The organism is Paenibacillus selenitireducens, from assembly GCF_002021565.1.
Taxonomy (GTDB): Bacteria; Bacillota; Bacilli; order Paenibacillales; family Paenibacillaceae; genus Paenibacillus_K; species Paenibacillus_K selenitireducens.
In genome coordinates this window covers 84,126-103,782 of sequence record NZ_MSZX01000005.1, presented here as the reverse complement: position 1 = coordinate 103,782, position 19,657 = coordinate 84,126, and the positions used below count along the sequence as shown (strand labels likewise).

Here is a 19,657-nt window from a genome sequence, read left to right as displayed (position 1 = left end):
TTCACATAAAAAATATTGCGTCATAATTTTTGACGTGTTATACTCTCTTTAGTGATAAGGACAGCATAAATAAACATCAACTTGCATCTCCGAATAATTCTTCAAGTGATGAACCTAGATATTTTGAGATTTGAAAGGCTAATTTTAATGTTGGATTGTTTCGACCACGTTCAATTCCTCTCAGATGACTTTCAGTAATTCCAAGGTCGGCAGCCATTTTAGTTGTTGAAACTCCTTTTAATTCTCTTTGTTGTGAGAATGTTTTTCTTATCATGTAGTCACCTCCACTATTTTTGACATATCGCGAATTTACGACAATATTTTTGACACCCCAATCATAGCACGTCATAAATTATGACGCAATACCTTTTTTAAATATTTTTTCAAAGAAAGAGTGATATTTGTGGATGCAGTAAAAGAAAACCGTATTCTAATTGGAAAACGTATTCGTGAACTACGAGAAAAAAAGGGGTATTTACAGGAACAATTTGCAAATAAGATCGGTTCGAAACGCACCGCTGTATCCAATTACGAAAGTGGTCTAAGTGCCCCGCAGCCTTATATGCTCGCGATCATTGCGAATGAGCTTAACACGACTGTCGATTATTTAGTTGGTGCAACTAACATCCCCTCACCTCGGGGTATAAAGTCAAATTCAGTCACAGTGGATTTCTCAAGTGATGAGTTGTCAAACTACACATTTCTTTTAGATGATAAAGAGTTGTCTATAGACGAGATTAAGTTTGCGATATCCTTCTTAAGGACTACTAGAAAATAAATTTTTAACACCGAATTGATTGGAGTTGATAATTTTGGGTTGGGTAGAAAAACGTAACAATGGGTTTCGACTAGTTGTAGATATTAACGATCCTTTCGGTAAGCGCAAAAGAAAAACAAAAGTTGTTCATACGAACTCTAAACGCATTGCAGAAAAAGAACTCGTAATATTTGAAGCTGAATTAATGAAAAATATTTCAAACAACATAGATATGAAAAAAATCAATTTTGAACACTTCGTGGAACAATGGATGGAAATGTATGTAAATGTACACTTGGAGAAGACTACACAACAAAACTATAGCAATTACATCTATCGTCGCATCTTGCCTGTTTTTAAGCATATGTACCTCAACGATATCGAAACAATTCATATAGTGATGTTTTTAAACGACATGTTTGAATTGAAAAATCAAAAAAAGCCCGTAGGCCAAGCAACTCGGGTATATGCTTACAGAGTTCTTCGAAGCCTTTTTCAAAAAGCAAAAGAATGGTACAACATCGATCCGAATCCTATGGATAATGTGCTTAAACCAAAAGAGAATTCATCCCCTAATGTTGATGCATATACAGAAGAAGAATCAAGACAAATAATGATTGCTTTACAATCTGAAAACATTCAATTTCGAACTCTAATCACCCTCGCCTTCACAACAGGAATGAGACGTGGAGAATTACTTGGGTTAGAGTGGAAACACATCGATTTCGAGAATGATTGTATCCATATAAAACAATCCATTCCTGTTTTTGTTGATGGAAAACCACACGTTAAAAGCCCAAAAACTAAAGGATCTATTCGAATTGTTGCTATTCCTAATTATGTAACATTGGAATTAAAAGAGTACAAGAAAGTTTGGGATAGTTGGAAGTCTGAAAATGAAGATACTTGGTTCGAAGAAGGCGACTTTTTATTTTGTAACATCAGATACCATAAAAATTTAGGTATGCCGCTTTTCCCAAAAACGCTGCGTGAACGTTGGCAGGATTTCATCAAAATCCGAAATCCGCATATTAGATATATAAGATTTCACGATATTCGACACACATCAGTTTCTATATTAATCAATCGGGGGATTCATGCGAAAATTATTTCTGAGCGTGTTGGGCACTCGAAAATAGGAACTACAATGGATGTGTACGGACACCTTATGCGAACAGCGGAAGCAAAGGCGGCAGATACATTTAGCGATGTATTCAAGGTTTAGGTGTGTGGGTTGGGGTGGCATAAAAGGTGGCATTTTTTATTTAATCAATGATTAAACTATGCCAATGTGTGCAATAATAATAGTATAACGCCTTTATTATCAGCGTTTTGAGATAAATTGTAATAGTGTGTATTACCTTGGTTTATCCTCTCCCATGATGGAGCTCTCGAAAGAGGGCTCCAGAATATTTATTAGGGGTTATCAAAAAACCCCTTTTATATAAAGGGGTTTTCCATCTTTCGATCACTTTATCGTCATTAATTATAACGGCTTATACGAGACGTTGTTGACGAGTTGTTGACGGATTTGGAGAACCTTCTTCTTTTATTATAATTTTCAACTGACCCGAATATCCCCATTTATACTTTCCTTGTGTAGCTTCATTAATGTGTTTCTCATTTTTAATAACAGCTATTGAATTAGAGATTACAACCATCAATTGTTCTAAGTCCGTTTTTTTCACCATGCACCCTCCAGTTACTCTATGTGATGAAATGCAGTTGGAACGTTAATCGATTATGAGTCCTTAAATGTGGGTTGTTGTTTACTAGAAATGATAAATAGTTATATAATCTTTCTGAAATAACAATACATTCAAGGTGGGAAAACATGGCACTCCGCAAAGGAGAATGCCGTTTACCTGAACTTTTAGGCGATATGAGTCAAGCCGAACTCGCTCGCCGTTTAAATGTTACCGAAGCCACTGTTTCACGATGGATCAACAATAAAAGGGAAATGACTTATGAAAACGCTGTTCTCGCATCACGTATTCTCGATTGTCATGCAGAAGACATGTACCAGTGGATTGTTGTAAAAAAAGGTAAACGGCAGTGAGCTGATTTATTAGGCTCCTCCCAAACCGAAACTTACCTATATGGTAAGTACGAATTTCTTAATCCCCCTCTTTATTAGAACAATTAACCACATAAATAATTATAGGAAATAATTTCATTTTCCTAAAGCGGTAATTTGTTGAAGAATTTTACAATTAAGAACCAGCCTTACATATTTGAAATCAAATACAATTTGATATACACAATAAGCCTCGGAGAAATCCGGGGCTTATTGTGTATTGATATTTACTTAATCCCTGTATCTCTTAGTTTAGCTTTATTGGTCAAATAAATTTAATGTACGCGCCCTAACTCTCTAAATCTACATTAAAGTATTCGCTTAAATATCGCTCGATATCAGCTTTAACTAAAGTCCACAACATAGCGAATGTGTGGTGATATCCTCGGCAGATATATTGAATCTCTACATTAATACTCGTTCGCTTTTCCTCATATACCTTCAATCCATGGGACCGCATTTGCTTTCTAAGGCGTATCAGGTCATCGTGGATCAGACTCTGTATGTGCTCTAAATTTTTTACATATACTGTAGCCATTTTTAGTGGTGCCATTTTCATTGTATTCATATCACGTTCCAAGACGTCTAAAATCATAGGAAGAAGGATATATTGTTTGACTAAAGTGAAATCAACTTCTGTCTGTAATGGGGTAGATTTCATTTTAAAACTCCCTTATTTTAAAATATTACAACCGATAAGAACATTTGTTTCCATTATAAGCGAATGTACGTTCGTAAACAAGAACAAAAAAATAACCTATCCTAAGATAGGTTACTCAACTCTTATATCAAACAAATCTTCAATTTTTATACCCAATGCTTTAGCGATTGCAAATATATGACTGTCTTCGTGTCTAGTATTTTTATCAAAACGAGAAATAGACCCCTGCGGGACCCCGCACATCTCAGATAGCTTCATTTGAGTAATTCCTCGATCTTTCAATATTGCATTTAGTTTAGGCGTGACAATCATCCTAATCACCTCCACCAAGATTATACGATATCGAATAAAGTTTATCAATACTATTGACTTTATTTATACGATATCGTATAATGAATATATAAGGAGGTGAGACAAGCAATGAAAGATTGGGTACAACTTCTTACGGCTCTCATTCAGCTAATAACAGCTTACATACTACTCAAAGAAAGCCGTAAGAACAACAAAAAAGGAACCAAACGGAAGCGCCCACGCAAACGTTAAAGTTCCCTCGGAGGGGTCGAAAGACCTCTCCCCCCAATCATAACATAAATGCTAAACAAAATAAATCGGGAGGATGATCACAATGGCAGCAATATTTGAATTTCCAGCAAGCAACATTGCAAGAGGTATTCATTCATATACGCTCGAAATGGGGCAACGTAAGCCTAATTGCGAGCTTCAAATGTCCATCGGGCACTATGGAGGATACTTCATAAGAACTAAAATTGAACTTTCGGGGCGAGGTATAAAGCTTGTTGGCAGTGACAACGGTACACATCGCTATAAAGTAACGGACTTGGCCTTTGAAAAGTTGAAACAACAATATAGCATCAGCCATGAAAGTATTTTAGACTAAGGGGCTTCGGCCCCTACGGAGGTATGGATCATGAATGTAATTACCTGGATCGTTTCTTTGACTGCCTTAATTCTCAGTTGCATAGCTTTATATAGAGTTATACGAAAGAAATAATCAAATGGAGGGTTCATATATGGAAGACTGGAGCAATAACGCTTGTTTAGGTTACATCATATCAGGCATGCAGCGAGCAGGATATTCACGCGAGGAAATTAAGAAAGTGGTACGTTCGGTTTACTACGAATTCGATTTCAAGAGTGTTGATGAAGCCAAGGACATTTATAATAAATCAGAATATTAATGTAATGAAAGAAAAAAAGGAGCCGCTAGGGTACTTCCCTAACGGCTCTTTTTACCAGTGCTTCTGGATTTGATATAGTCATCTTAACTCACTTGCATAAATTTGTAAATAATTATTTTCTAGCAATAACAATCATATTGAGCCAAGTAAGCTCGGATACAGTCAATGTATCATTCTGAGCTTTATCTACCCAACTTTTATCAGTAATAACACCTTGCAATAGTAATCCTTTTAATACTTCGATCAATTGCGTTTTTTGATAGTTAGTTAGTTTCAATTTGTCTTCATCCTCTCCATTATCATTGAAAGCTGTAGCAATCAAAGGTATAAAATTCTTTTGTGCATCCAGCACTGTGTTTCCACCAAAAAATGCGGTACCTGGGCATGTTTTAGACGGTGAACCCTTTAGCTTCTCACCAGTTTTCAGGTTAAACACCTTGTCACCATCTGTTGACCACCAGTGGTGGTATACAACCGATTCTGTACTAATAGATAATTTGAATTTCTTACAAAGAACTGCATTAAGGAATAGAATTGTTTTTCTATGCTCGTCCGTCATTTTGTCGCCGCCAATATCAAAGTTGCCGAAATGCTCAATACATATGCCATTGGAGTTAGCTCCTTTTATTCCTGCTGGAGCTACATCAAAAGGTCTGCACACCGCAATCATTCCATCTGGAAACGTAGTCAAGTTCTGAGCAATATCGCTAAATCCACGATCGTTTATATGAAAGCTCTTCATAGAATCTAATCGTTGAAAATGATTACTTCCGTTGAAGTCTTTGTAATCAGGGCTCCATGTATGATGATTTTGAATCAGAACAACTTTTCTTTTAAAAGATTGCTTCATTAACCATTCTTCGAATTCTTCTCTATCAAATAAAGTAAATTGTCCTTGTATACGCATTAGTTACCACTATCCCCTTTCCTACTTTCTGCACGCTGAACCTTCTTATCCAACTCACTTTTGACCCAATCGGTAATTTTGATAAGTAACTTTTCAGGGAACCAATTTGCCCAACCAGCCCTTACAGCATTTGCTATCATGGATTGCAATGTGTGATATAGAACGCCAATGCAAAGGGCTCCAAATAAAACGCCTGGAAGTCCGAATGCTTCATCTAATAAGTGACCTCCCGCAGGTAGTAACAAAATAAAGAATGTTCTGAATACGCCATCTATCCCGTACTCACTTGCATATGAATTATCTTTTTTTGCCGCTCTTGTACCAGTGATCCAATCTAAGACGATGAAAAAAATTAAAGCAATCATCATCGATTTGGTGGCACCCCCATAAAGAAAATTAAACGCAGGTACCAGAATAGCCCCAACAATCGTGGACCAGAATTTGTCCATTGTTAATTCCCCTCTCCCATAAAAAAAGACCCGATGTTATTCGGGACTTTAATTGATATTATTTTCTTCGAATTTTGCTAAAGCTTCCCCAACCGATAAATCAACGGCTTCAAGAATCTCTTTTTGCTTCCCTGGATGCGAACTGATTACCAATGTAATTACTTCAGTTATTTCTTCGACCGGACGGGATAAATCAATAAGCACTTCAAGTTTTGGTATTGCATGTGCCAAGTACAATCATCCTTTCAAAATAGAAATAAAAAAGCCTTACCATGAGGTAAGACTTTAAAAACTCATTATTTTTCTAATGCCGCTAATGCTTCATTTACTTGTTCTAGTTCTTTGGTGTATTTAGTGATAGCATCTTCGTACTCTTTTAATTGCTCTTCTTTCTTTTTTAGCGACTCATCTGCTCCAGATTTCTTTAAAATTTCTATCTGATCTATAATATCTTTTCTTTCTTCAATTCTTGGTTTCAAAATACTGGTTTCAAGTACATCTTTACGATCTTCTAGTATACTTTTTTTCTGACCAAAATACGGGTTTGTTTCACTCGTCACTGCTTCGCCTTGTCCTGTATCTTTTGTTATTGTAATCGTCTTACCTTCCACTTTCACATCAGCTCCTAAAGCTTCAGACAATGCGCGGACAGGGGCATTTGTTTTACTGTCAATAACTGCCCCTTTATCCTGTAATGTCTTCCCATTTACAACAACAGTGTATTCACCAGTTACTTTTTTTCCGATAAGACTTTTAACTTGATCTGCAAATGCACTGCCTGTTGTCGCTATTAATCCCCCAATAATCAATCCACTTAGTAGATACGCCCACTTTTTCACAACGCATTACCTCCAGTAAAGAATAGTATGTATTTACCATATCATACTACTACGGCAAGGAAGTAGTAAACGTTCCGCCCCAGTTTTGGTTTTCTTTATTGCCATGATTATGAGTACCAATATTAACTGAATGGGAATGACCGCGGAATTCAGACCTTAGACTGCTGAGTTGATCTTTCAAAGATTCAAGTTCCGATCTTAACCCGTTGATATCTCCAATACCTAAGCTTAACCCATTAACAGAGGAGTTAAATGTTACGACACCATTAAATGTCGACCTTCCTTGAAAATATATTGGATTCGACATGCTATTACTTCCGATAAAAAGATCATTTGAAAAAATATTCATTCTGCCTTGGTTTGCATATGAATTGATTTCTCCAGCAAAAGATCCACCGGACCCGAAAAACGATAATGCCGATATTGTGTCATCACCTGATGTCTTGATTGCAATTCGGTTAACACCATTAGAATCAAAAGCTCCGAACCCTTGGGAACTTGTTTCAATTCTTCTTCCTGAAACAGCCGTTCGAATAAGCGCCCCCGTAATCGTCCCGCCTTCTAAAATACCCGCCTTTATCAAAGACCCAATTATGGTCCCCGCATTAATAACGGAAGAATTCATTTCCGAGTTATTAATCTGTCCCATGAGCTTGATTGAGTTTGCAATAACGTTCCCTTGCATATCAACACGAAACGGTGCGGAGTAATAGTCTGCATGTCCTGATGAGATCCCGTTTGTATTGATCTTGGTGACGTTGTTCCCTGAACCAATCACCATCGAAACGAAGTTCCCGAGCTGACCTATAACTTGTTCGGCGACAACCCCACGAGCTGTAATGGCTGCACGTATACTATTCCATCCATCCGTTGAGATCCCAATCCCCTTTGATGTAAGCCTGACTTGTTCTAATGGATTCGTCTTCTCTTGGGCTAGTATGCCGCCCTCGGGTGGGTAGATTAGTTCCGTTTTGGAATTATTGATATCGATCACGGCTTGCTTGGCAAATGATTCGAATACCTCGGTCCGCACTTTCCCATTGCTAAATAGGTTGTCTACGATATTTTTAGCACGCTCCAAGTCAGAGATGATATCGTCATAGTCCTGTAAGGTTGAATTCGAAATTGTCGGCTGACTGTGTTTTTCCATCGAGAAAGGATATTCCACAAGTTCCGTGATTCTGCATGATAAATTCTTCATGTCCATTTTGGGATCAATACAAAGAACCGTATCACCTAATTTAGGGATCGGTTGAGATTGATCGATTTTGAAGAGATCCGCAGCGGAAATGGTCGCTTCTAAGGTCAATATATCTTGCTCATTTAGTGCTTTCCTGGTTGCCTTCAACAATTCAATCGGGTCTTCAATATCTTGCTCTATTAACTCGCCATCAAAGTACGTATTCGTGGTGTTTGACCAATACTGAGCGAATGGAGATATTAGATAATTGACAGCAAGCCGACCGTTATCGATGGCGCCTGGTACAGAATTCAAAAGGCTTAGTTCGTCCGGTGTTAGATTAGATGATTCTATACCAATGAAGGTCCTCCCATCCTTCATCTGAGCAAACATCCGGGTTACAAGTGAAGAACCATCATCTTTAAAAGAACTGGAAACAATATTCTTTTTAAGCCTGTATTGCATCCCACTATTTGTTCCTATCTTCTTTTTCAAATGAATGACGAAATTATCCGGTTCCACTTCGCAACCATACATCTTTATGATTTGGTTGAGAGCTTGCAAGCAATTCCCGCGCCCGAAATCCTTTACATCGTGAAGATCAAATGAATCATCGATGGAGAATTTGAATTTCCCTCCGGTAGCTGCCGAAATTGCATCGGTTAATTGGGATATATGAATACCGTAAGCCTCATCAATGTACGAAGCATATGGGAACTTAAAATCCGTCAGTTTGAACATAACATGCGTACAATAGATTGATGATGTAAGCTTCTTGCCATCCCTTATACGGCCCCGAGAGTTAATTACATAGAATTGGCCGCGTTCATCTTGAATGTGTCCCTTTATGCTAATCTTAGTTTTGTAATCCTCGGAGGTCATAGGGACCATGAAAGAAATCTCATAATCACTATTAATCCTGCGCCTACGCTCAACTTCATAAGCGTTAATCAGATAACCATTTTGAATTAAGTTTTTATCAAACACTTTAAGATATTTCACTTAGCACCTCCTTAATACAAGTATTTATCCTTGTGCGTTACCCGTATAAGGACTTGGCGAGATGTTTCGGGATCAGTGTACATGATTGGGTTTGTCCCAGGGGATAAATCAAAGAAATCACCTTGCATCTGTGGGAATGCGTTAACGCCGTTATGCTTAATCTCATATTTCTTTGAATCTATCTCAATGCGATCCCCGGGTTTGAAAGGTCCTATAAAATCAATCGTCTCGATATGATAGTGACTTCCGTTAGCTATCAGGCCACCAATCCCATTTAATAGAGCCTTACGAGTTATTTCACGGATAAAATCAGCTTTCAATTCTCCATACGCTTCTAACTTCGCGGTAAAGGCGATTTCGCGTATAAAATTCGCTCGTAGCGTTCCATCCCCATCCATCCTCGCCTTACCCGTACTTTCTAAAGATGCTGTAACTCTTATACTGCCTTCACCTTGTAGTAAAGCAGAATCGGATATTTCTCGAATGAAATAAGCTTTCATACTTCCGTCGGCCTCTAGCATTGAAGTAGAAGATATTTCGCGGATGAAGTCTGACTTTAAATCGCCTTCTGCATGCATTTTGACTTGAGAAGAGCGTTCCCGGATGAAGTCAAATGAAGCAGTTCCTTCCGCAGACATGTTGGAAATTCCCGTCATGTCTGCATTGGCTAACGCCGCGATATCGCCATTAACATTAATTGTCGCACTCCCAAAAACGAACACCGTCATCTGACGATTGAATCCCATACGATTGAATGACGCTCTATTGAACATGCTCTTATACCTCATTCTTAATAATTAAGCTCCCGGACTTCCGAGGGCATAATAATAGCGCCTACCATATCGGCGGCGCTTTATTCTGATACGACTCCACTCTTGACGTACGTAAGGAGATCCTTGGCTAACATTGATTCCTCCTTAGATCATTAGATACATTATTTCCCCATCTATGAGCGTTGTGCTGGCATAGTTAGCGTTATTGGTTATCGTCACAGTCTTTGCTGTCTGGTCAATTCCTAGCGATACCATAGCGTAGTTACTTGTACCGATGTTAAGTGATACACCCTCTTGCGTGTTCACAAGATACACTACGTGACCTGCACCATTAGCGTCTCTCAGCCTAACCCTAGCAATGAAAGTTGCGATTCTAGATACCACTTGCTTAGTAGGAAAAGGTAGCGAAATCGACTGATTTGGTCCTAGTACGTGGTTCGGAGGTATCGTCACAAACTCTGTTCTACCTGATCTACTAGACTTACCAGATATCTTGACGCCCTTTGAGTACGCTGAGCGGTTAACGTCCAGATCGTCAGGGTCAGTAAGCGTCCCGTCATTCGTGTACGTCCCTACAACTCCGAAAACATCAGCGCCTTGCGCAATATATTGAGGTTTAAGGTAGGGATTAATTGACTGCATCTGAGCAATGGACACTTTAAGTTCTCCGTCGCCAACACCTCCTTTTTGGTATCCTTTTTCAGGATATACAGCTAAAGCACCGTCAGGCCATTTAGCAACGCCTGTTGCGTTTCTTGTACCTGTAAGGTTTGGCATCTCCCCAGCTTGCCCAGCTATTGTCGTACCAACTAAAACCTTACTACTATCTACTGGAACACCTTTCACGGTAATGACTCCATCATAAATACCTGCACCTTTTACAATATCAGTAGCGGTTGGCGTAACCGTTTGAGCTGTAGTAGATTGTACAGCTAGAGTACCTGTAAATTGAACACCAGTATTGTTTGTAGCTGTTTTACCTGCTCTTAGATCGGATGCAACAGCATCTCCAGAACCAAGTACAATGCTGCTAACCTTGTCTATTAAGCTTTTTAGAGTTTCAGTTGCACTTGCTGTAATTCTCTTAGCTGTCAGATTTGCGGCAAACGTCGTCTTTAAATCTTTAATCTTCGTTTCCATTTGCTCCGCTGTATCGGTTGCAGCAAGCGGTGCGCCAATAGCCCCTGCAACCTTACTCTTGAGGTTATTGGCAAGCGACTTTAAATACTTAAGCACCCCTAGCACGGTTTTATCGGTAAAGTCGGGATCGTTGACGACAATTGCCGTTGCATCATGCGCTGATGCGCTGGACTTATGATCCTTGATGTCCTTGGCGTTATTCTCCGTCATGGCTTGGATGTACGTATCAGCGTAGTTCTGCGCATCATTCTCGGTGGTCAGCCGTGCGATATTATTGACGTTATCCGATACAGTACCGTTAAGACCTGCTTTATACTGCACATCTGTCTGCGTAACGTTGGAAGAATAAGCGTAGTTATCTAGAGTCAGATAAGACGCAAAATACTGAGCCTTAGAGTTATAAGCTACCGCCTTTAATTTAGGTCTCTCTAAACCGTTTGCGCTGTTTGTAGATAACTCAAATGGAATGCCCGTTTTGATACCCTCATCTATTCTGACAATCTTTTTAACCCTATTCTTAAATTTAGTCGCTGAATATTCCGCTGGGGCAGTGGAGTTGCTGTAATAATAACCGTCTTTTCCATCCATAAAAGTAATTTCTTCACGAATTACAACACCCGACTCAACCGTCATCATGTTACCGCCAGCGAGTAAGGATATAGACCCATCTGCATCGGTTACTTTGCTAATTACAGGTGTAGCAAGCTGATAATTAACTTGGAAACCATCACCGCCGGGATAGCTGCTTATCGGTAAGTTAGATGTAATTCCTCCTCCATCAGATTTCCTTTTCCAATACTTGGTTCCAGTCACATACTTCGATCCGTCTGCACTACACATTATCCAACCTAGATAATAAGCTCTCATCTCATCTGATGTTGGAGATCCTGTAAAGTTGAACCCTGTTTCATCATTGCTTAAAAGGACAAATAACCTTCTATCATCGATCGTATAACAGTTATCAAAACTATTGGAATCAACTGCATCGATTAAGCTTTTTAAAGGTGCAACCACCAAAGGGAATCCCACTTGGTTTATGAATACAGTTCCTTGCCTAGTGCTAGTATCTGGAATATCATTTGAACCCGAAATATCTGAAAATGAGTTGGGTACTGATATAGTCATCAACTTCCGACCATTATGGTTTTTGTATACCACATAAGTAAGGCTTGTATCTAACATTACCCTTTCAATTCTTTTGGTTAGCGTCGCATCTACCCCTCTTACGGTTACTTCATCACGTACCCCTCCGACTTCGCAAAGTGATACAGGCAAGAGGACGCGTTGATCTTCGCGTGGTTCGAATGATGTAGATGAACCAATACATAACATTGGATTTTTGAACTTGTAAGTCCCTGCTGGGGAAGAGTAATTTCCTTGCCATAATCTAATAGTCTTCGTTCCTGGTGGAGATGTGAACTTAATAGAATTTACGTTATTGATAATATCAAATCTACCCACGCCTTGGGCGCCAAGCTCATTACCATTTGCGTCAATACACCGGACCGAGGCCCAACCGATCTTCTCCTCATAGCTCATTGAATACTCGGTATTTGGCAATGCAGGAATATCTCTATAAACAATGTTGTCCTGACTAGGTGCTGTAGTTGTAATCGTCATTTCGTACGATCCGATAATTGAAGAACTAACACCAGGGAATGAAACGTCTGGTCGGAGTGGTGGTACTAGGTTTTTACCTTGCTTAGTAAGCACAACACCCTGTACAGGCTTACGTCCATCTACATGAGGTAAATAATCTCGTATGTTCGCCTCAGTTATATCTACACCAATTCGATCATACAGAATCTTGTCTACTTCATAGATTCCTGCTCCATCCCATTGAGTCCATCCTAATTGACCTACTGTTATAGCGTTATACATAAAAATTCGCGCATCTGGAGTATCACTTGTTGGGTTGTGCTTAATATAATGTGTTTTACTTGCGTAACTTACAGGCGTTTCACCTATATAGTTTGGAGCAGCCGAACCATCGCGATACACACCCATTTTCGCTGATGCTATTCCATCAGTTACTACATCGGCAATGAAAATATAATACTTTCCTGCTTGCATTGGTATACCTGTAAACACAACATACCTAGATGCTCCTGTGTCACTTGCCAAGGAAGTAATTCTTTGTGCTTTTAGGCCGTATTTTTCACTCTGTTCCAGAGATCTGACTCCACCAGAAGCAGCAAGACCATCTGCAAGACCGTCCCCGTTACTATCTTTTTCAAAGTTACCCAAATCCCCAAGTAAGTTCGTCCGTGACGACCCATATACAGTTAAATCTAATGCACTAGCTTGATCTGCATTGATGATGTTAGCGCCTGGTCCGAGGGTCTTCTTTAATATGACCTCATTTATTTGTTTCGAAATCTCATCAATGTTCGCTTTGAATGTATCATGATCGTAAGCGGTGAAATATCGAGCTAATTTAGTACCGATTGCCCAAGATTTTGCCGTTCCCTGAACGCCCCTTGTAACTCCGGTTAACGTATTTCCGTTGATTCCCGTATATAAAATTGTCTCTGCTGATTCGTCGGTCCCAATCGTTAGTAGATTGGGGGCCACGGGAATGACGGAAATATCTATAACCGGAATCGTTGTTTGTGCTGCTGTTATTGCGGCAGACAGCTCAGATTGTCGGCTGTTTACCGCGGCAGGATACATTGTTTGCAATGTTCATACCTCCTTAACTTAATGTTAATACTACGGACCCTGTGAGCAATTTGAACACATCATTTACCAAAATACTTCGTGGTGTATCGAGCGAACCAAAGTAAAGCAAATTCCCTCCGGTTAATGCGTCACGAATTCCGATATGTGAAACAAGCCCCCAATCGGCAGTTGCAACGCTCCATGCAACGTCCGCACTGTTCTTGATTGTTTGTTTACTATTCTCAATGACTGGAGCCCCTAAGGTTATCGCCATTCGCTTATATGCCCCTGTTGAAACTTCTGCCCCTGTATCTGCTGCCGTTGGATTAGATGTATATAGCGCCACATATACCGTAGTTGGACGCGCATAGTTTGTATTACGAAAAACTTGGTTTAATAAGGAAGTAGCTAAAAAATTAGAAATATTCAAAACATTCACCCCTCAATTAGATATTCATGTGTTAACTTAAATCGTTGAATGGTCGTGGTTCCCGTGTTGGTCAAGACAATCATAGGGCTTGTACTGACACCACCATCCGAAAAGGCGTTGATCATATCACCGGATTGATACAAAGTCTTTTCATTTATAACTTCATCGCTCTCAGGATATGGATTCGACATTTTTATGGGGATAGTTACCTCACCGTCGAAAATCAACTTTTCAATGGGCATCGTCCCCGCGTATCTACCAACATATTTCCTTCCTTGCAAATCCGAAAAAGTGAATACGATATCGCCTTTTTTGATATTAAAAAGAGCCGCCACTTGGGCGACTCTGCGATGGTAATCTATAGTCGGATCATCAGCCATAACAATACACTCTAAGTCGAATGTTCTTGGTCCATACGTACTGCCGAAATCGATCTCACCGTCCATCTCGGCAATTTCGATCGTATTGTCTTTCGTTGGCGGGAGGACTGATATATTATGACTCTTTAACCCTAGTCCAATGGATTTGAACGAAACACCATTCACTGTTGCTTCAATCATGCTTTCCTTTTCCCTCCCTTGGATTGCATCCTCCGCACAAGATTATCTTTTTCCGACCAGAATGTTCGGGCTGTAGAATCATCAGAGATATGCACATCACCCGATGAAACAGAATAATAATTATAATTGGTTACAGATTGGCCGCTACCTGAATTCATGGAGAACTGCGGCATCGAGAAGCTTAATTGTGGAAAGTTGAAATTCAATAGTTTGAATAGCACCCCCTGTTGCGATTCATTCAGGAACATTTCTCCTGCATGAGCAACGACCGGAACAGCTTCCCCACGCTGACCTTGTACCAAGCCGCCATTTTTGAAGTGTTGAAGCTTACCTGTATCCTGTTTTATGCCATACTGATCACGAATTTGTTGATTCCTTGACGATAAGCGCGCCATCTCCGCTTGATCACCCCGAGCCTTTGCAGCATCGAAGGCGTCTTTGTTGCTATTGTATTCTTGTAAATCTAGCTCTCTTTGAGAAATGGAAGCCGATACGGAACTAATTTTGCCCATTCTTGCTTGATAATCCAAGATGAATTGATCCAGTTGTTTAAGGATCTCTTCATTCTTCTCAGACTCCTTCAAGATTTGAAGTTGTTTCAAGTCTTCGGCTTTAAACTCAATTTGTGACGAGAAGGTATCGAACGCATTGGATAATTGATCATAATGTTCTTTCGTTTTCTGGATCTGATCGTTATAATCATTCTCCTTCTGCGTTTTCTCATCCTGTAATTGCTGTTTCTGGTCTTCGAGACTTTTCTTCGCTTGCTCTCGTTGGTGTTTACGCTCCATTTCCTCGATATCTTTTTGGACTTGTTCGCGTTCCTTGATTCCTTCCGGACCAACAGCGGATTGCAATAGTTCGAGCCTTGCTTTCTTCTCCGCTAAGGCACGTTCATAATCATCGATGTTATTAGCTTCGTCCATCTTCTTAATTTCATCGTCGATAGCTTTGATTTTCAAATCCTGGGATGCAAGAAATGCGTCACGTTCTTCTTCAATGCGCTTAATGGCGTCGTTCTTCGATTGATCTAAGATCGTTTTAGTGGTCTTCGTGTAGTCGCCCACGGCTTTTTGTTCATCATCAAGCAATTTCTTTTTCAAGGTATATAACTGTTCATCGGCTTGCATCCGTTGGTCTGTGCCTTCTTTGTACATCCCCTGTATCTTGATCCAAGCTTTGATTTCATCCTCGGTGCTTATTTGTTCCATCGCTTTCTTGTGCGAGAGCTGCCTTTGAAAGTCAGCGAAATACTCCTGGTCCTTCGCCTTACGAGCAGCATAAACTTTCTCGTCAAGCTGCATTCGTTCTTCCGAACCAACTTTATATCGTGATTGGACACGCAACAACATATCAAGCTCTTGCGCTGCTGAGACCTCACGGATTCCTTTTTGATGCGAAATCCAATTTATCGAAGCGTTATAGGCTTCTTTCTCTTTCTTTTGCGCTTCATCCGATAGAGTTTTCTTCAAGGCATAGACTTTCTCATCTGCTTTCATGCGCTGTTCGGTCCCTTGAGCATATTGGGACTGGACGCGCTGCCACGCTGTTAATTCTTGACTGGTATTCAACTTACCAATCGCCTTTTGATGTTCTATATATTTCGACGAAGCATCAAACGCCTTCGCTAACGGATCATCCTTTTTGCTTTTGGATTTTTCTTTGGAACTGTCTTTAGAAACACCAAACTTCGGATCATTGTATAACTTAGAAAGTGACTTGATTTTATCGTCATAAGCCTTCATATCCTTTTCATACTCATTCAGGATGCTATCCAAATCGGATTCAGCGGCTTCTTTCGCTCCCATGACACCAAGCCCTTGTTGTTTAAAGGCAGGTTTGAAGTATTTTAAGTCGTCACCGGAGCTTAGATCGTTAGTTCGAGCGCTATTTAATTTAGCTTTGAGGTCTGCTAGACTCTTAATCGCTTGAGCTTCAATCCCATAAGACTGCAACCGAGCATCGGTTGCTACCTTGGTATTAAATTGAGAATCTTGCTCGGATTTCAAATCATCAATCGCTTTTTGGATCTTCGCTTTGCGAAGGATGTCCACCGCGCCAGTCTCAAACTTCCAACCATCAGCCACTTTATAAATCTTGTCTGCGAGCTGGGGATATTTAAGGATTAATTCCGTTGCAGACTCCGCATTCATGGATTGCCCTTTAGATAAATCATGGGACACTTGATTCAATTCACTGATCGCAGAAGTGTTATCCTTGATTTCATCCCTTAAATAGCTCAACGCATCTTCTTGGTCCTTGACGCTCTCCGTCGCCTTCCCGGCCGCACCCGAGAACTGATCGATGCTATCCACGGCAAGTTGACCAATTTGTACGCTAACTCCTGCCATTGCATCATCTAGTTTATGACTTTCTTTTTCGAGTGACTGAACCTTTTCCCTAAGCTTTTCAATCGCTTGAACTTGAACGAGTGCGTATTGTGGATCGTAAGCGGTTTTCTGTGCATCTTCTAAGTCTTTCAAAGCTTTTTTTAGCTCTTTTTGCTTATCAACCTGTTGCTTCGTTATCTCATCTTGTTGATCCAAGAGCACGTTTTTACGCGCCTCTTGCTGCTTCACGATCAAGTCATTCAAGGCTTGAATTTGGATTCGAACCGCTTCGTCCGTGTACTTCGCAGCATCTAACTGCTTCGCTCCTTCTTCGCCCAATGTTACAACAAGGGCTTTAGATACCTCATCCAACTGCTTCTTGACTTGGATTTGTTTCTCGGACGAGAATGTCCCACTCTTTAATGAGTTTTCAAGTGACACATGAGCATTGACTAGCTTTGGTAATAGCTCGATTTGCCGCTCGTATTGGCTAATCATCTGTTGACTCGCCGAATCCTCATCCTTCATGGCCTGAATCCGATCTCTCTCAGCTTTTTCAGCTTTACCGGACATGAAGGCAAATGCGGCCAACCCCGCCATAACTAAAGATAACCCTGCGGTAGCTGCCGCCATGGTTACGGATAATGCCGCTTGAGCCGTTGTCAAAATCCCTGTTGCAACCGCTGCCCCTTTGGTTGTCGTGGAAAGGGTCGTTTGAGCTAGTGACGCGCCTTCCGTTGCAGCCGTTCTAGAGACCGTGGACAATATGACCCCTTCTGTAGCAACGACATTCGCTTGATTGGTTGTTGTATTCGCAACCGTCGCTGCGGTATTAGCTACTGTTGCAATCGTATTTTTAGATTTGATTGCAGACAAGGCGGCTATTGCACCGGACGTAAGATTCAAAACCCCTTGTAAGGATTTCGTTACAACAATGAGGCCACCGATTCCCGCGGCAACTTCAAGCGTGCCTTTCGGAAGCTTTGTTAGACCAATTAGCAATCGATCGATGACATCCAGCACATCTTTAATACTCCGACGTAGACCATCGTCCCCTGCGTTGTTAAATACTTCGAGCAATGACGCTTTTGCTTGAGCTGCTTTCCGCTGGATCGTATCCATCTGGACCTTTAGGTACTCCATGGTGCTGCCTGTCGAACCAATAGATGTTGCAGTACCTAAGAGAATATCACCAGCGTTCAATGATGCGGCCAATTTTGCGAACTGGTACACACCACGCGAAATATCTGCATACGATTGCGTGAGATCATAGTTTTTATCAATGACCTTCGTGGATAGATCTAACAGGATATCTTCTGCTTTTCTCCATTGTTCGGTACCATCAACCAGCTCGGTTGTTTTGACGCCTAAGCGTTCAATCTCATTCACAGCTTTTTCTGTTCGAATGGTACCGAGGACGGTCTTCCACATGTTCCCTAGGTTTTCTCCTGAAAGAGCTGTATTTCTAATCCCTGTCGATATGAGCCCATTCATGAAGTCGAAAGAAACACCTGTCTCTGCGGCAATTTTACCCGTTCTCTCGAAAGCTGCCCCTAAGTCTCTTGCTGGTGCCATCGTATCATGGGCAACTTTTGACCAACTGTCCAGAACACGGTTACCAATAACCATCGCATCATTAGCATTTTGGATATGAACAGCATACTGCGCCATAACCGATTCCATGGATTTTGTAGAAGCTTCTAATTCAACCATATCTACCGTAGATAGCGCCGTGGATTGCCGAACAAGCTCTTGCACAACATTAACATCTTTGTACATTCGACCCCATAATCTAGCGGATTCGGTCACATCCATGATTTCCGAACCTAAGTCATGTGCCGTATGGAGGAATTTTGTCGTCTCATCGTGGAGCTTTTCCGTGTTCATGACCATTTCTTTCGTTCCAGCATTGTATTCCAGAAAGTAATGCTCATTCGTTTGTACATACCCGGCCATGTTGGTTTCAATACCGACAAGACCCTCTTTTAATGCGTGTTGAGCTGTATTAATTGCAGTGGTGATTGTATGGAATACAACAGCATGCTCGGCGTACTTTTCGATGCGACCAAATATGTTTTCTGAACTCACTAATGGTTGCGTCTGTTTCGTCGGTGAAAGTGCTGATTGATTCAATATCTGCATTTTCGCCGCGTGTCGCTCTGCTTCCATCTCAAGCTTCGCATCACCGTTTTTCATAATCTGAAATTGACGGTCTATTTTAGCTTGCATGAGATTGTCTAACCCGCTTGCCGCAGACGTTTTTTGTTGAAGAGCCGCCATCTTCAGTTGATGTTCTCGTTCCTGTTGCTCAATCGCATCCTCGCGCTTTTTCACGATGGCTTGTTGGGCCTTTAGCTTCGATTCCACGATATTGTTCGTTTGATCCAGTTGATTCTTCTTCGCATTAATTAATTCGGTTTGCGCTAATCTTTGCTTGATTAACGCCTCGGACTCCGCAAGTATCTTTTTGCGACGCTCTTCGGAAGTCAGAGCGAATTTATCCGCTGCACTCCCCATGGATGCAAAGTTCTTTTGTGTAATTGCCAATTCAGCATTCAATGATTGAAACGATGCGGCGTTCCCTCTCGCTCCCTCGTCGATTGCTTTAAACGCTGGAAGGATCTTGGTCACATCCAAGTTAATCTTGGCGCCAACTACATCCTTGTTTAGCTCTGTCAATGATCATTCACCC

General features: G+C 40.7%; 20 protein-coding genes. 6 read left to right on the top strand and 14 right to left on the bottom strand.

Annotated features, from left to right (window positions below; genetic code table 11):
• Window positions 1–76: 76 nt before the first annotated feature.
• Window positions 77–274, bottom strand: coding sequence for a helix-turn-helix transcriptional regulator (locus BVG16_RS13635; RefSeq protein ID WP_144027386.1), 198 nt, complete (start codon window positions 272–274; stop codon window positions 77–79).
• A gap of 129 nt (window positions 275–403) precedes the next feature.
• On the opposite strand from BVG16_RS13635, the gene BVG16_RS13630 reads away from it, so the two are divergent.
• Together BVG16_RS13630 and BVG16_RS13625 are read left to right on the top strand one after the other, a co-directional pair.
• A complete protein-coding gene (locus tag BVG16_RS13630; RefSeq protein ID WP_158081693.1) occupies window positions 404–778 on the top strand; it encodes a helix-turn-helix domain-containing protein in 375 nt (124 codons plus the stop codon).
• A 34-nt stretch (window positions 779–812) separates the two neighbouring features.
• Window positions 813–1,982, top strand: a complete 1,170-nt coding sequence (locus BVG16_RS13625) for a tyrosine-type recombinase/integrase (protein ID WP_078499227.1) — start codon at window positions 813–815, stop codon at window positions 1,980–1,982.
• A gap of 271 nt (window positions 1,983–2,253) precedes the next feature.
• Here BVG16_RS13625 and BVG16_RS13620 read toward each other — a convergent pair whose 3' ends face one another.
• Entirely contained in the window at window positions 2,254–2,448 is a 195-nt protein-coding gene (locus BVG16_RS13620) for a hypothetical protein (RefSeq protein WP_078499226.1), read from the bottom strand.
• A gap of 143 nt (window positions 2,449–2,591) precedes the next feature.
• Between BVG16_RS13620 and BVG16_RS13615 the strand changes: the two genes are divergently transcribed.
• On the top strand, window positions 2,592–2,816 hold the full coding sequence (locus tag BVG16_RS13615; protein ID WP_078499225.1) for a helix-turn-helix transcriptional regulator: 225 nt from the start codon (window positions 2,592–2,594) through the stop codon (window positions 2,814–2,816).
• 307 nt (window positions 2,817–3,123) lie between these two features.
• On the opposite strand, the gene BVG16_RS13610 is transcribed toward BVG16_RS13615, so the two are convergent.
• Both BVG16_RS13610 and BVG16_RS13605 read right to left on the bottom strand, forming a co-directional pair.
• Window positions 3,124–3,495 (bottom strand): hypothetical protein, encoded by a 372-nt coding sequence (locus BVG16_RS13610; RefSeq protein ID WP_078499224.1) that lies wholly within the window; start codon window positions 3,493–3,495, stop codon window positions 3,124–3,126.
• Window positions 3,496–3,606: 111 nt separating this feature from the next.
• Window positions 3,607–3,807 carry a helix-turn-helix domain-containing protein gene (locus BVG16_RS13605; protein ID WP_198957466.1) on the bottom strand — a complete coding sequence of 67 codons (201 nt, stop codon included), beginning with the start codon at window positions 3,805–3,807 and terminating at the stop codon, window positions 3,607–3,609.
• Window positions 3,808–3,915: 108 nt separating this feature from the next.
• Here BVG16_RS13605 and BVG16_RS33700 point away from each other — a divergent pair, with 108 nt between their 5' ends.
• The 3 genes from BVG16_RS33700 (at window position 3,916) to BVG16_RS13595 (ending at window position 4,694) form a co-directional block, all read left to right on the top strand.
• Window positions 3,916–4,038, top strand: coding sequence for a hypothetical protein (locus BVG16_RS33700; RefSeq protein ID WP_269845596.1), 123 nt, complete (start codon window positions 3,916–3,918; stop codon window positions 4,036–4,038).
• Between the two features lie 82 nt (window positions 4,039–4,120).
• Window positions 4,121–4,393, top strand: coding sequence for a hypothetical protein (locus BVG16_RS13600; protein ID WP_078499223.1), 273 nt, complete (start codon window positions 4,121–4,123; stop codon window positions 4,391–4,393).
• 133 nt (window positions 4,394–4,526) lie between these two features.
• Window positions 4,527–4,694, top strand: a complete 168-nt coding sequence (locus tag BVG16_RS13595; RefSeq protein ID WP_198957465.1) for a hypothetical protein — start codon at window positions 4,527–4,529, stop codon at window positions 4,692–4,694.
• 112 nt (window positions 4,695–4,806) lie between these two features.
• On the opposite strand, the gene BVG16_RS13590 is transcribed toward BVG16_RS13595, so the two are convergent.
• The 10 genes from BVG16_RS13590 to BVG16_RS13545 form a co-directional block, all read right to left on the bottom strand.
• The gene (locus BVG16_RS13590; RefSeq protein WP_078499221.1) at window positions 4,807–5,601 is read right to left on the bottom strand and encodes a peptidoglycan recognition protein family protein; all 795 of its coding nucleotides are present in this window, start codon (window positions 5,599–5,601) and stop codon (window positions 4,807–4,809) included.
• The gene (locus BVG16_RS13585; protein ID WP_078499220.1) at window positions 5,601–6,050 is read right to left on the bottom strand and encodes a phage holin family protein; all 450 of its coding nucleotides are present in this window, start codon (window positions 6,048–6,050) and stop codon (window positions 5,601–5,603) included. The genes BVG16_RS13590 and BVG16_RS13585 overlap by 1 nt, the downstream gene beginning before the upstream one ends.
• Window positions 6,051–6,098: 48 nt before the next feature.
• Window positions 6,099–6,281, bottom strand: coding sequence for a hypothetical protein (locus BVG16_RS13580; RefSeq protein ID WP_078499219.1), 183 nt, complete (start codon window positions 6,279–6,281; stop codon window positions 6,099–6,101).
• A 65-nt stretch (window positions 6,282–6,346) separates the two neighbouring features.
• Complete coding sequence (locus BVG16_RS13575; RefSeq protein WP_078499218.1) at window positions 6,347–6,889, bottom strand: stalk domain-containing protein; 543 nt, start codon at window positions 6,887–6,889, stop codon at window positions 6,347–6,349.
• 49 nt (window positions 6,890–6,938) lie between these two features.
• Window positions 6,939–9,071, bottom strand: a complete 2,133-nt coding sequence (locus BVG16_RS13570) for a phage tail protein (protein WP_078499217.1) — start codon at window positions 9,069–9,071, stop codon at window positions 6,939–6,941.
• Between the two features lie 11 nt (window positions 9,072–9,082).
• Window positions 9,083–9,844 (bottom strand): phage distal tail protein, encoded by a 762-nt coding sequence (locus tag BVG16_RS13565; protein WP_158081692.1) that lies wholly within the window; start codon window positions 9,842–9,844, stop codon window positions 9,083–9,085.
• Window positions 9,845–9,988: 144 nt separating this feature from the next.
• Window positions 9,989–13,666: a hypothetical protein gene (locus BVG16_RS13560; RefSeq protein WP_078499215.1), complete on the bottom strand. Its 3,678-nt coding sequence runs from the start codon at window positions 13,664–13,666 to the stop codon at window positions 9,989–9,991.
• Between the two features lie 13 nt (window positions 13,667–13,679).
• Window positions 13,680–14,084: a phage tail fiber protein gene (locus BVG16_RS13555; protein WP_233147032.1), complete on the bottom strand. Its 405-nt coding sequence runs from the start codon at window positions 14,082–14,084 to the stop codon at window positions 13,680–13,682.
• Complete coding sequence (locus tag BVG16_RS13550; RefSeq protein ID WP_078499213.1) at window positions 14,081–14,635, bottom strand: phage tail domain-containing protein; 555 nt, start codon at window positions 14,633–14,635, stop codon at window positions 14,081–14,083. The genes BVG16_RS13555 and BVG16_RS13550 overlap by 4 nt, the downstream gene beginning before the upstream one ends.
• The gene (locus BVG16_RS13545) at window positions 14,632–19,644 is read right to left on the bottom strand and encodes a transglycosylase (protein ID WP_198957464.1); all 5,013 of its coding nucleotides are present in this window, start codon (window positions 19,642–19,644) and stop codon (window positions 14,632–14,634) included. The genes BVG16_RS13550 and BVG16_RS13545 overlap by 4 nt, the downstream gene beginning before the upstream one ends.
• Between the last annotated feature and the right edge of the window lie 13 nt (window positions 19,645–19,657).

Coding starts and splice junctions, on each gene's coding strand:
- BVG16_RS13635 (WP_144027386.1), bottom strand. CDS start 274: ATGATAAGAAAAACATTCTCACAACAAAGAGAATTAAAAGGAGTTTCA.
- BVG16_RS13620 (WP_078499226.1), bottom strand. CDS start 2,448: ATGGTGAAAAAAACGGACTTAGAACAATTGATGGTTGTAATCTCTAAT.
- BVG16_RS13615 (WP_078499225.1), top strand. CDS start 2,592: ATGGCACTCCGCAAAGGAGAATGCCGTTTACCTGAACTTTTAGGCGAT.
- BVG16_RS13610 (WP_078499224.1), bottom strand. CDS start 3,495: ATGAAATCTACCCCATTACAGACAGAAGTTGATTTCACTTTAGTCAAA.
- BVG16_RS13605 (WP_198957466.1), bottom strand. CDS start 3,807: ATGATTGTCACGCCTAAACTAAATGCAATATTGAAAGATCGAGGAATT.
- BVG16_RS33700 (WP_269845596.1), top strand. CDS start 3,916: ATGAAAGATTGGGTACAACTTCTTACGGCTCTCATTCAGCTAATAACA.
- BVG16_RS13600 (WP_078499223.1), top strand. CDS start 4,121: ATGGCAGCAATATTTGAATTTCCAGCAAGCAACATTGCAAGAGGTATT.
- BVG16_RS13595 (WP_198957465.1), top strand. CDS start 4,527: ATGGAAGACTGGAGCAATAACGCTTGTTTAGGTTACATCATATCAGGC.
- BVG16_RS13590 (WP_078499221.1), bottom strand. CDS start 5,601: ATGCGTATACAAGGACAATTTACTTTATTTGATAGAGAAGAATTCGAA.
- BVG16_RS13585 (WP_078499220.1), bottom strand. CDS start 6,050: ATGGACAAATTCTGGTCCACGATTGTTGGGGCTATTCTGGTACCTGCG.
- BVG16_RS13565 (WP_158081692.1), bottom strand. CDS start 9,844: ATGTTCAATAGAGCGTCATTCAATCGTATGGGATTCAATCGTCAGATG.
- BVG16_RS13550 (WP_078499213.1), bottom strand. CDS start 14,635: ATGATTGAAGCAACAGTGAATGGTGTTTCGTTCAAATCCATTGGACTA.